General features: G+C 38.4%; 8 protein-coding genes and 1 pseudogene. 5 read left to right on the top strand and 4 right to left on the bottom strand.

The genetic code is table 11. The annotated features are described in order from the left end of the window. The first annotated feature begins 52 nt into the window (after positions 1–52). The 4 genes from purE (at position 53) to FJR05_RS16360 (ending at position 4484) form a co-directional block, all read left to right on the top strand. The gene (gene purE / locus FJR05_RS16375) at positions 53–631 is read left to right on the top strand and encodes a 5-(carboxyamino)imidazole ribonucleotide mutase (RefSeq protein WP_168645084.1); all 579 of its coding nucleotides are present in this window, start codon (positions 53–55) and stop codon (positions 629–631) included. 186 nt (positions 632–817) lie between these two features. Beyond that, complete coding sequence (fni, locus tag FJR05_RS16370; RefSeq protein WP_168645083.1) at positions 818–1873, top strand: type 2 isopentenyl-diphosphate Delta-isomerase; 1056 nt, start codon at positions 818–820, stop codon at positions 1871–1873. 35 nt (positions 1874–1908) lie between these two features. Next, complete coding sequence (gene sppA / locus FJR05_RS16365) at positions 1909–3726, top strand: signal peptide peptidase SppA (RefSeq protein WP_168645082.1); 1818 nt, start codon at positions 1909–1911, stop codon at positions 3724–3726. Positions 3727–3920: 194 nt separating this feature from the next. After that, positions 3921–4484, top strand: a complete 564-nt coding sequence (locus tag FJR05_RS16360; protein ID WP_168645081.1) for a Uma2 family endonuclease — start codon at positions 3921–3923, stop codon at positions 4482–4484. Positions 4485–4534: 50 nt separating this feature from the next. Here the strand turns inward: FJR05_RS16360 and FJR05_RS16355 are convergent, their stop codons facing one another. Both FJR05_RS16355 and FJR05_RS16350 read right to left on the bottom strand, forming a co-directional pair. After that, positions 4535–5290, bottom strand: coding sequence for a GDYXXLXY domain-containing protein (locus FJR05_RS16355; RefSeq protein WP_168645080.1), 756 nt, complete (start codon positions 5288–5290; stop codon positions 4535–4537). Positions 5291–6036: 746 nt separating this feature from the next. Then, a pseudogene (locus FJR05_RS16350) lies at positions 6037–7488 on the bottom strand (DUF2157 domain-containing protein); the annotation flags it as partial. A 297-nt stretch (positions 7489–7785) separates the two neighbouring features. Between FJR05_RS16350 and FJR05_RS16345 the strand changes: the two are divergent. After that, the gene (locus FJR05_RS16345; RefSeq protein ID WP_168645079.1) at positions 7786–8754 is read left to right on the top strand and encodes an RsmB/NOP family class I SAM-dependent RNA methyltransferase; all 969 of its coding nucleotides are present in this window, start codon (positions 7786–7788) and stop codon (positions 8752–8754) included. Here FJR05_RS16345 and FJR05_RS16340 read toward each other — a convergent pair. Both FJR05_RS16340 and FJR05_RS16335 read right to left on the bottom strand, forming a co-directional pair. After that, positions 8714–10093 carry a cobyrinate a,c-diamide synthase gene (locus tag FJR05_RS16340; RefSeq protein ID WP_168645078.1) on the bottom strand — a complete coding sequence of 460 codons (1380 nt, stop codon included), beginning with the start codon at positions 10091–10093 and terminating at the stop codon, positions 8714–8716. The genes FJR05_RS16345 and FJR05_RS16340 overlap by 41 nt on opposite strands. Positions 10094–10722: 629 nt before the next feature. Continuing rightward, complete coding sequence (locus tag FJR05_RS16335) at positions 10723–12621, bottom strand: CheR family methyltransferase (RefSeq protein WP_168645077.1); 1899 nt, start codon at positions 12619–12621, stop codon at positions 10723–10725. Positions 12622–12625: the final 4 nt, after the last annotated feature.

The following is a 12625-nucleotide window of genomic DNA, read 5'->3' as shown; positions in this document are numbered from 1 at the left end:
TACTTCCCCTACTTCCCCAGTCCCCAGTCCCCAGTCCCCAATCCCCAATTATATGAGTCTCGAAGTTGGTATTATCATGGGTAGTGATTCCGATTTGCCTACAATGAAGGATGCGATCGCTATTTGTGAAGAATTTGGTATTGTAGTTGAAGTTGCCATTGTCTCTGCCCATCGTACCCCAGAACGGATGGTTGAATATGCTAAAACTGCACATCAACGCGGTATTAAGGTAATTATCGCTGGCGCTGGTGGTGCAGCACATCTCCCTGGTATGGTAGCATCTTTAACTCCTTTACCTGTAATTGGTGTTCCCGTCCCTACTCGGAATTTACAAGGTGTGGATTCTTTATATTCTATAGTGCAAATGCCAGCAGGAATACCTGTTGCTACTGTCGCTATTGGAAATTCTAAAAACGCTGGACTTTTAGCTGTCCAAATTCTTGCTACTCACCAACCAGAATTACTCGAAAAAGTGCAAGTTTATCGGCAAAGTCTTTGTAATATGGTCATGGAAAAGCAAGCGAAACTAGACCAGATTGGATATGAAAAATACATGAGGAGTCAGGAGTCAGGAGTCAGGAGTCAGGAGTCAGAAGCAGAAAGAAGGCAAAAGGAGAATATCAATGCTTGAGGATACAGGTATGAAAATTAAACATTCTCTTTCTCAAACTCTTACTCTGGAGTGTTTCTGCGCCTCTGCGTGAGAAAAAATCATACCTTCATTCACCAAGACTGCTTTAAAACCATTAATTTATCAAGTTTCTAGTGCCAGGGCTTAGTGCAAAATATAAATATTCACATAACTCCATATTAAGTCGTGAACCCTCCTATCAACACCTCAGCCCAAACCCAAAATCGCAAAGCAGATCATATTCGCATCTGTTTAGAAGATAATGTCCAATCTCCAGTAATTACCACTGGGTTAGAAAAATATCGCTTTACTCATGCCTGTTTACCGGAACTTGATGGTAAAGATATTGATGTGAGTACGACATTTTTGGGAAAACATCTAAATGCACCTTTGTTAATTTCCTCCATGACAGGAGGTACAGAACAAGCGGGAATTATTAACCGTCGTCTGGCTGAAGTTGCCCAAGAATATAAATTAGCAATGGGTGTAGGATCTGTAAGAGTAGCAGTGGAAAAACCTCAAGTTGGGAATACTTTTGCTGTTCGTAAATATGCGCCAGACATTCTCCTCTTTGCTAATTTAGGCGCGGTACAGCTTAATTATGACTATGGTATTGATGAATGTTTGCGAATTATTGATCTGGTCGAAGCTGATGCTTTGATTTTACATATTAACCCTTTGCAGGAATTCATTCAACCCAGGGGTGATACTAATTTTCATGGCTTACTTGACAAAATATCTGATTTGTGTAACAAATTGCCAGTTCCGGTAATTGCCAAAGAAGTAGGTAATGGAATTTCCGCAACTATGGCAGAAAAACTGATAGCTGTGGGAGTACAAGCGATTGATGTGGCTGGTGCTGGGGGTACGTCTTGGGCAATGGTGGAAAGTGAACGGGCAGAAACTGCCTTACAGCGGCGGTTAGGGCAAACATTTGGGGATTGGGGGATACCTACAGCCGATTGTATTGCCAGTATTCGGGAGCATGATCCCGATGTTCCCTTAATTGCTTCTGGGGGCTTACGCAATGGTTTAGATGTGGCTAAAGCGATCGCTTTAGGGGCTGATATTGCTGGTTTAGCAATGCCTTTTCTCAAAGCAGCGGCAGTATCGGAAGCGGCTGTAGTAGAATTGACAGAGGTATTAATTGCCGAAATCACCACCGTATTATTTTGCACTGCCAATAGTAATCTGTATAAATTAAAGCAATCTCAAAGTTTACAACGAACAACTGACAAATGACCACTGACAACGAACAACTGACTTATAAATAACTAATGACTAATTTTCTTAAACAAACCTTAGCAAGTTTAATTGGTAGTTTACTAGGACTGATAATTTTTTCTGGAGTCAGTACACTGGGATTTTTATTAATATTAATTGCGGTTGCTAGTTCTCAAAGTTCAGCCCCAACAGTCAAAGATAAGTCAGTTTTAGTTTTCGACTTGTCTATGAAAATCACCGATAGCGAACCTAATTCTAGCCGACTTTTGGAAAAAACTTTGAGCGGTGTTCAAGAAAATAACATCACACTGCGGAAAGTTTTGGAAACATTAGATAAAGCCGGACGTGATCAAAATATTGTGGGTATTTATATAGATGGAACTAATGCGAATAATGAAGTTGGTTATGCTTCCTTGAAAGAAATCCGGCAAGCATTAGAAAAATTCCGTAAAACTGGCAAAAAAATTATTGCCTATAGTACAGATTGGAGTGAAAAAGAATATTATCTCAGTTCCGTAGCCAATCAAGTTATAGTTAATCCGATGGGGGCAATGGAAATGAACGGTTTAAGTTTACAACCAATGTTCTTAGCAGGGGCATTTGAAAAATATGGCGTTGGTGTGCAGATTGTAAGGGTGGGTAAATTTAAGGGTGCAGTAGAACCGTTAATCCTCAATAAACTCAGTCCAGAGAACCGGGAACAAACCCAGAAAGTGTTAGATGATGTGTGGGGAGAGTGGCGGACATCTGTGGGTGCAAGTAGAAAGATTCTACCGCAGAAATTGCAAGCGATCGCCAATAGTCAAGCAATTTTACAAGCCACAGAAGCTAAATCTAATAGTCTAGTAGATACAATTGCTTATGAAGATCAAGTATTCACCGACTTAAAAAAATTAACTGGTAAAAGTGAAAAAGATCAAACATTCACAAAAATAAGTTTGAGTGATTATGCAGAAGTTCCCGGACAATCCTCAGATTCAGACCATAAAATTGCCATTGTTTATGCAGAAGGCGAAATAGTCAATGGTAGCGGTGACGAAGGACAAATTGGCGGTGATAACTTTGCAAAAATATTCTCAAAAATTCGCCAAAATGATCAAATAAAAGCAGTAGTTTTAAGAATTAATAGCCCTGGTGGTAGTGCTACCGCAGCCGAAATCATGCAGCGAGAAATCAAATTAACTCGGCAAATTAAACCCGTCATCGTCTCAATGGGTGATATAGCTGCTTCCGGTGGTTATTGGATTGCAAGTGATTCCAACCGCATTTTTGCCCAACCTAATACCATTACAGGTTCTATAGGTGTCTTTGGCGTATTATTTAATGGTCAAAAACTAGGCAATAATAATGGCATAACTTGGGATAGCGTGAAAACGGCTCAATATGCAGATCAACAAACCATTTCCCGTCCTAAATCACCTCAAGAATTAGCAGTTTATCAACGCAGTGTTAACCGCATTTATAATCTATTTTTACAAAAAGTTGCCCAAGGACGGAAAATTCCCACTGCAAAAGTAGCAGAAATCGCCCAAGGACGAGTTTGGTCAGGAACAGCAGCCAAACAAATCGGTCTAGTTGATGAAATTGGTGGTTTAAATGTAGCCATTGAATATGCAGCTAAACAAGCAAAATTAGGTACTGATTGGGAAATACAAGAATATCCCAGAGTTAGTACATTTCCAGAACGCTTATTTGGTAAAAAATTAGATGAAACAAAAGCCAAATTAGGAATAGAAAACACCAACACTAAAAACTCAAACCCTCTCCTAAATGAACTAGAAAAATTCCAACAAGAAATCAAAACCTTGCAAACAATGAATGATCCTCAAGGGATTTATACTCGCTTACCCGTTAACTTCAAAATTGAATAGGTAATTGGTAATTGGTAATTGGTAATTGGTAGTTAACGAGGATTAAACTATTGATGCTAAAATTACAAAATATAGCGATTATTGGTCGAATAAAATATAGTCGAGGGTGCAGAAGAAAGCGCCCCTACTGTCTTTAAAGTTTAAAACTGTACCTCACTGATTTTAATCCAGAAAAATTACACTAATAAACTGACATGAACACTGTTACCCTAAATCTAGATCCAGTTGTTCGCCTTACAGATGATCAGTTTTACCAACTCTGTATGGCTAATAAAGATGTCAACTTAGAACTCAATGCACAGGGAGAATTAATTATCGTGCCACCAGTAGGAGGAGAAAGCGGCCGTAGTGAATCTGATTTAAACTTCAAAGTAAGTCTTTGGAACTACAAAACCCAATTAGGAATAGTATTTAGTTCCTCTACTGTTTTTCGACTTCCTAATGGTGCAAAACGTTCTCCTGATGTTGCTTGGGTAAAATTAGACCGGTGGGAAGCACTAACTGTTGAAGAACGAGAAAAATTTCCTCCACTCGCACCTGATTTTGTCATTGAACTGAGATCAAAAACAGACAGACTTAAAACCCTGCAAGAAAAATGCACCGAATATATCAATAATGGCGTGCGTTTGTGTTGGTTAATTAATCCCTACGATAAACAAGTAGAAATTTACCGACTGGAACAACCTGTAGAAATTGTTCAATTTCCTGTATTACTGTCTGGAGAAGATGTGTTATTAGGGTTTGAATTACAATTTTGAAATCCACAAACAATTTATCTTGAGGTGGGCATTGCCCACCCTCAATAATGCTATTGAAAACGATAATTGCGATAGCCACGTTCACCATTCGCATCTCTTATAGATAAACCTGTAGGAATAGCATTACCTTGAGGATCTACTTTTACCCTCACTAAAATTGGTTGTTGTCTACCATTCCTGGTTTCCTGAATTTGCGAAATATCCTCATTAATTTGTTGTCTTTGTTCTTCAGGAATGAAATAGTTTTCCAACCCATAATTAATCAAACCATCTTGATAATTACCTTTTAAGGCTGCCTGATTATTAGACAAATAAACAGGGCGATTACTACTTACCCGAATAGGTCTCCAAGACAGAAGTTCATTTCGATTCCTAGATCGTCCTTCGCTATCAAAAGATTGTCGTTCTTGCAAAACTAAGTATAAGATACTCCCTTGGGCAATTTGTCTACCCCTGCGAGAATTTCTTCGCAACCAATCATTCCAACCCGGTAATCTTCTCAAAGTTTCAGGACGGGAAATATTATAATCTAAGTTCAATGAAGAACCCCGGACAACATCATTAGAATTTACAGGTACAGTTTGCAAAATTACTGTCTTACCAGTCACATCCGTATACATTGCCTGGGAAGGTACAGCCAGAATTAAACCTACTTGAACCAGTAAAGGGGCAATTAATCGCCAAATCGGTAAAGGTTTATTAGCCTTCTGTTCTGTAGCCTTGAGATAATCCCGAAATGTCAATTTTTCGGAAAATTCCATTTCGGGATTTAAGGTTTTTTTTGATTCAGGGAAGTCATTTTTCATGGGATTAATTTAGTTAGTAATTGGTAATAGATAATAGGAAAAAATATTTTTCCCATTCTTGCTAATTTTTCGATAGGAATTTATCCGCAGAGATTTATATAGAAAGAATTCAGATTTAATTTTTTGTGCGTAATATAGGCAGCAACATCCGGCAGAATCTCCCTGACTAATTTGTTTTAACTACTGAATTCTTCTTCCTGAATATGTCTTAATTTTGATTGAGAATTATCCTATTACTTTCTACTCCGGTAATCACCTCCACTATTGCCTCTGTTATTCCTCTCCCTCTCCCTATCTCTTTCTCTTTCTCTTTCTCTCTCCCTCTCCCTCTCTCTACTATCGTTATTGCCTCCACTACCACTTCGATAATCACTGCTACTATTACTTTTGTTATCACCTCTACTGTCGTTATTGCCTCCACTGCCACTCCGATAATCACTGCTACTATTGCTTTTGTTATCACTTCTACTGTCGTTAATGCCTCCACTACCACTTCGATAATCACTGCTACTATTGCTTTTGTTATCACCTCTACCACCGCTATTCCCACTATTCCCGCTATTCCCACTATTCCCGCTACCACCACTATTCCCACTACCACCGCTATTTCCACTACCACCGCTATTCCCGCTATTCCCGCTATTCCCACTATTCCCGCTACCACCGCTATTACCGCTACCACCGCTATTCCCACTACCACCACTATTCCCACTACCGCCACTATTCCCACTACCACCGCTATTTCCACTACTACTAGTTTTAGAAGTAGTAAAGCGACGTTCAAACCAAAGTCCGGCAGCAATGAGGGAATAACCGCAAATACCAAATACTAAAGCCCGGAAAAGAACCTCAGTATTATATTCTAAAACTCTGCTGATAATTTGCAGGGTAAATAATAAAATACCACACCAAAATGCGGTTCTTTTTCGTAACTTCAACCCTTCTTGAACTAATCCCCAGGCTAATATCGCCAATAAAACATTGAAGATAAAAATGCCTAGTTCAGTAATTCTGGTAATAGCTTGATGCCAAAAAGGAGTAATCAGAATAAACCCTAAAAAAGTAGTAATAATGCCAATTCTGAAAAATACTTCCCGTCGAAGTGGACTATTGCTTTGACGAATGAGAAATAACCATTGCAAAACTGCCAAACCGCTGAGAATCCCTAAATCAATAATTGGCAAAGATGGCAATACATTGGATGAATTAATAGTTGAATTGAAAGGATTTAAAAATGATAAACTGCCAATAGTGTCAACTGATTCCCATTGCCAACGGAAAGATAAAAGATAAAAAACCACACCAAAACAAATCAAGCCTAAATTGCGTGCTAAGGGTTGAAACAATCTATAATTAACTGTGGGGAAAAGTAAATCGTCATAACTCCAAAGTAAGGCAGGTGGTAAAGCCAAAGCAAAGGAAGCTATCCAAGAAACTGCCTCAGAAAATGTTAAGAGTGGTAAAGGTCTGAGGTTATATTGCAAAGATATAATAAATGCCACAACTCCCAAGCCAAAAATCCACCGGGATCTGCAAATATAAGCTAAGGGGACAAACAGTAACCATGATAGTAAGGGCATATGGCGAATAGCTAACCGCGCCCAAGTCATTTCCCCAGATTCAAATCCTAAATTACCAATTCCTATCCAGTAACCGATTTGAATGAGAACAATGGCCATAATTCCCAAAGAGTTGAGGGAAAGACTATAAGCCATTACTAACACCCCAAAACCCCAAGCTAAAAATAACTCAGAAGCTGAACCGCTAATATTGAATATTTGCCCCATTAACATGAGGGTTGCCCCTAAAATAAAAGCACTGAGAATTAACAATGCTTCTCCGATTGCCCTTTTACCTTCTTGAGATTTTTTACCTTGATTTGTGGTAAGTGTCGGTTCTCTCCAGGTTAAAAACCCGGTAATGGCTGTGGAGAGAAATAAACTCATTAACAAGATAAACTTAACGTCCCGTGACCAACCCTGCCAATTTGCGCCCACAAGGGTCATTAAACCTAAGCCTAATAGTAAACCACCGATGACAATGGCAATGACACCAAAACTATCACGGGTAGATTCTTCTATCTTATTAAATTGATGTCGCTTGGCTATTTGGTCATACTGGGAAGAACTAATAATGCCTTCGTCTCGCCAACGTTGTGATTCTTGGCGCAGTTTTTGCTGAAAATTGTTAAATATCATGACCTCTCCGGTACATAAGTGTAATACCAAATCTAAAATCCTAATTTGGGTAAGCATTCAGCTATCAGTAGTCAGCAGTCAGCAAAGAGGAGGAATAGCAAAAACAAGGAAGTGTTGATTTCCTTTAAGTTAGGACGGTTTAATTACCTATATTTCAGCTTTGAAAGCTAATAGCTGACGGCTGACACCTAAATGCTTAAATATCGGTAAATGTCTTTTTAGTATGCAGCCAAATCTATTGATTGCATTGTTCTCATGTAACAGTTTCTCTTCTGATTTAATTTGGTAGAAATTAATATGGAAAAACCTTCTAATTTATTGCTTAAAGTTACGCGACAGTTATTTACAAATGTAGATGAACAAACAAAGTTTATAGATGCTTTAGTTCATCCCCAACCTTTTGCACCTTGCATTCTTTGGTGTCAAGATAAACCAGAGATTTCCCCTTTTCAAGTGCAAACCCCAACCCATTGGCAGCCGAATTTTGTAGACCGTTTATCTTTGGGAGAAAAGCCCGGTAAGCATTCTCTTCATGAACAAGGATCTTTTTATTGCTTAGATTTTTCTTCGGTATTTTCTGCTTCGGTTTTGTTGGCAATTCCTGAATCAATATCTATAGTTTTTGATATGTGTGCTGCCCCTGGTGGTAAAAGTGTGTTTGCTTGGAGGGCTTTAAAACCTGATTTGCTAATTACTAATGAGGTGATTGGTAAGCGGTTGGGAATGCTAATTTCTAATTTAAAACGTTGTCAAATTAAACCCAGTGGGGTAGTAAATAGAGATTCGAGTATTTTTGCAGAATTGTTACCGGCTTCGAGTAATTTGGTGATAGTTGATGCCCCTTGTACTGGGCAATCTTTACTAGCTAAGAATGAGAAAGCACCAGGATGTTTTCACTCGACTTCCATTAATAAAAGTGCCAATCGTCAAAAACGGATTATTGCTAATTCTGCCCAAGTTGTTGCCCCTCAAGGTTATTTAGCATATATGACTTGCACTTATTCTCCTGAAGAAAATGAGCAGGTTTGTGAATGGTTTTTGGAACGGTTTCCGCATTTTCAAGCTGTGGAAGTTGATCATTTATCTACTTTTCAATCTCATTTAACTAGCACTCCTTGTTATCGGATGTTTCCTCAATATCGGTTGGGTGCTGGTGCTTTTACGGCGTTGTTTAAAAATACGATGGTAGGTGATGTAAATGGGGTTGATTTAGAGTCTATGTCTGCTATGTGGAGATATCATGATTTTTTAAACATTCTTGGATGAATCTTTGAGGAATTTCTAAACTTTCTCCCCAGTGCTGATGAATATAAGAAGCATGAACATTGGGTAAATTCCAACCTTCAAAACCTGTATTTTCATCACAATCATAGCGATAGGTATTAAATAATGGTTGGGGAGAATTGGTAATTACATGAGAACGATGAAATTCATGTCCGAAAATGTTTTTATTGCTATCAAGTAAAAAGGTATTTTCTAAAACTACTGCGCGACGATATCCTAATGTTAATCTTTTATCCATTTGTGCATGAGTGGGTAATATTCCTAACATTGGCCAAGAGTTACCATCAAAATCAATAATTTGCTCACACAAATACATTAATCCCCCACATTCTGCAATTGTGGGTATTCCTGCTAAAATTGAGTTTTTGACTGCTTGTATTAGGGTGATATTTTTAGATAATTGTTGTGCGAATACTTCAGGAAAACCTCCCCCAAAATACATTCCTTGGATATCTTTGGGTAGTTGATCATCATTTAATGGACTCCAAAATACTAATTCTGCTCCTAATTTTTCTAGTAAATCTAAGTTGTCTTGATAGTAAAAATTAAAGGCTTGATCTCGCGCTACAGCAATTTTTACGGAAGAATTGGGAGTTGGGAATTGGGAATTGGGAGTTGGGGAAGATGCTGATTTTAAAAGTGGTAGAAGTTGATCCCAGTCAAAACAAGTATCACCTAAATCAGCTAAACTATTAACTATTTGATCTAATTCTGGTAATTCTGCGGTGGGAATTAAACCTAGATGACGGTCAGGAATGGTAATATTATCTTGTCTTCGTAAGACACCAAGTATGGGTAATTGTAAAGGTAAAAGGGAAGCTTTTAATAATGATAAATGTCGATCGCTGCCGACTCGGTTTAAGACTAATCCAGCAATTTTAATTCTACTATCTAATGAACAATAACCGTGAGCGATCGCTGCTACTGAACCAGATAAACGACTACAATCAATTACTAATATTATTGGTGTATCTAATAATCGCGCAACGTGCGCTGTACTAGCAAAGTCGGTTTTTTCATTTGTGCTTGATAAATGGCTAATACCATCAAACAAACCCATGACACCTTCAACTAAAGTATATTCAGACTGGGGAGAATGATGGTAAAAACATTGCTGCACATAGCTTTCTGAAGTTAACACAGCATCTAAATTCCGGCAAGGAAGACCAGTAACATATTGATGAAACATTGGATCAATATAATCGGGTCCCACCTTAAAAGATTGCACTTTTACACCACGACGACGTAAAGATGCTAATAGGGTCAGTGTAACTGTTGTTTTCCCAACTCCACTCCGTTCTCCAGCAATAATTATAGACATAAGTAACTGAGCAAAATTAATTAAACATTTTAAAAATCTCTAAACCAATTAATTTTGTAGGGGCAATCCCCCTGTGGTTGCCCCAAATATCAGGGTAGGCACGTTGTAGGGGCAATCCCCCTGTGGTTGCCCCAAATATCAGGGTAGGCACGTTGTAGGGGCAATCCCCCTGTGGTTGCCCCAAATATCAGGGTAGGCACGTTGTAGGGGCAATCCCCCTGTGGTTGCCCCAAATATAGGGGTAGGCACGTTGTAGGGGCAATCCCCCTGTGGTTGCCCCAAATATAGGGGTAGGCACGTTGTAGGGGCAATCCCCCTGTGGTTGCCCCAAATATAGGGGTAGGCACGTTGTAGGGGCAATCCCCCTGTGGTTGCCCCAAATATAGGGGTAGGCACGTTGTAGGGGCAATCCCCCTGTGGTTGCCCCAAATATAGGGGTAGGCACGTTGTAGGGGCAATCCCCCTGTGGTTGCCCCAAATATAGGGGTAGGTACGTTGTAGGGGCAATCCCCCTGTGGTTGCCCCAAATATAGGGGTAGGCACGGGGGCGCTACCCCTACTCCTCTATATTCCTAATATAAACAAATATTCTTTCTTCTTTCTAACTCCTAACTCCTAACTCCTTCCTATTATCCTTCCCGTTGTCTTGCTTCAATTTCCACTGGAGAAATCATACTACGGATTTTCTCCACATCTGTCATCATGATGATAATACCTTCTACTGTTTCTTTGATTAAGGGACGACAGGCGATATAACATTGTATTTTTTTACCGCGACGATTAGCTGCATTCAGGAGCATTTCCTGTAATGTCTTCTTATTAGATATAATATCACAAAGGGGATTTCGCAGTTGTTCTACAGGTAAACCAATATCCAAACTAAACCAAGATTTATTAATTACTTCGTCACTGCGTAAACCCCACATATCTTCAACTGTATGATTCCAAATTAAAATATTAAAATTAGTATCTAAGACTACCATTCCCATTTGTAGAGAGCCTAAAATGGAAGACAGAAAAAGATTAGTTAGGTCAAGTTCACTGGTGCGATCGCTTAATTCATGATTTATTGTTTGTAATTCTTCATTAGCAGATTGGAGTTCTTCATTCATTGTCTCCATTTCTTGATTTGTTGATTGTAATTCTTCATTGGTTGTCTCTAGTTCCTCATTGGTAGATTGCAATTCTTCATTGGTTGTTTCTAATTCTTCATTGGTAGATTGTAGTTCTTCATTGGTTGTTTCTAATTCCTGTCGAGAACGTTGTAATGCTGTTTGGAGTTTTATATAACGAGTGATATCATTAAAAGAGATTGTGACACCGAAAATAGTTTGATCATTATCTTGTAAAGGAATGACTCGCACATCTAAATATTGAACTTCTGCGTTCGGTTGATAACGTTCAACATTGGTGAGTGTAATCGGATGGCGTTCATTATATACTTGCTCAATTAATGACCGTAACTCCACAGGTCTATAGGATAATTCTAAATCCTGAAAAGGACGATTTAGATCTCTCATTGTCAAACTAAATAAACTCCGAGCTTGTTCATTAATCATAATTAATGTACCATGATTATCAATGACAACTTGGGCGCTAGATGCTGTATCAAAAGCCAACTCTCTAATTCGCAGTTCTTCAGAGTAAACAGGATTAGAGGATTCTTTATCTGGCGAATTTGTCATAGTTAGTTGACGATTACGGATGTTTCCCAAAGATACTTTTGCAAATACTCGATCTTTTAAATATATAGGTATAAATAAATTAGAGTGCATAACTAACATCTCTGCTTTTCCTAAAAACAGATAGCCATGATCATTAAGCGCGAAATGAAACCGATTGATAATCTTTCCTTGGGTTTCCGAATTAAAATACATTAAGGTATTGCGACAAACCAATAAATCTAAACGAGAAATTGGTGCATCCTGAAGTAAATCATGACGACCAAAAATTACGCAACGACGCAAATCTTGGCGAAAAACATAATGTTTATTGACTAAATCAAAATATTTATCGCGCAGTTCTAATGGGACTTCAACAATATTTTTGGCTGAATAACTAGCTTGACGAGCTTGGGTGAGAGATTCTTCGTCCACATCGGTTGCATAGATTTTTACCCGCTTACGAAATTCTTCCACTCCCAATATTTCTGCTAAAACTATTGCTAAAGTATAAGCCTCTTGTCCAGAAGCACAACCAGCGCTCCAGAACCGAAGCTGTTCATCTTTTTGTTTATTTTTGATGATATTAGGGATAATTTCCTTGGCTAAATATTCCCAAGCTGAACTATCTCTAAAAAAAGCAGTCACGTTAATTAAAATAGTATTAAATAAATTTCTAAATTCATCTGGATGAACTTCTAAATAATCTTGATAATTTATAAAACTATCTATATTTAAAGTCTCCATCTCCTTCATAACACGACGCATTAAGGTTGAACGTTTATAACCTGTAAAATCAAATCCTCGATTGATTCTCAAATATTGGAGGAGATTTTCAAAATCAAGGTCTTTGTGTGGAGCATTCATAGAA

Source organism: Dolichospermum sp. UHCC 0259 (assembly GCF_009711935.1).
Lineage (GTDB): Bacteria > Cyanobacteriota > Cyanobacteriia > Cyanobacteriales > Nostocaceae > Dolichospermum.
This window is presented reverse-complemented; position numbering and strand designations above follow the sequence as displayed.

What these genes read in the sequence shown, in the direction of transcription:
- sppA (WP_168645082.1), top strand. Translation starts at nt 1,909, where the DNA reads ATGACTAATTTTCTTAAACAAACCTTAGCAAGTTTAATTGGTAGTTTA.
- purE (WP_168645084.1), top strand. Translation starts at nt 53, where the DNA reads ATGAGTCTCGAAGTTGGTATTATCATGGGTAGTGATTCCGATTTGCCT.
- FJR05_RS16340 (WP_168645078.1), bottom strand. Translation starts at nt 10,093, where the DNA reads ATGTCTATAATTATTGCTGGAGAACGGAGTGGAGTTGGGAAAACAACA.
- FJR05_RS16335 (WP_168645077.1), bottom strand. Translation starts at nt 12,621, where the DNA reads ATGAATGCTCCACACAAAGACCTTGATTTTGAAAATCTCCTCCAATAT.
- FJR05_RS16360 (WP_168645081.1), top strand. Translation starts at nt 3,921, where the DNA reads ATGAACACTGTTACCCTAAATCTAGATCCAGTTGTTCGCCTTACAGAT.
- FJR05_RS16355 (WP_168645080.1), bottom strand. Translation starts at nt 5,290, where the DNA reads ATGAAAAATGACTTCCCTGAATCAAAAAAAACCTTAAATCCCGAAATG.
- FJR05_RS16345 (WP_168645079.1), top strand. Translation starts at nt 7,786, where the DNA reads ATGGAAAAACCTTCTAATTTATTGCTTAAAGTTACGCGACAGTTATTT.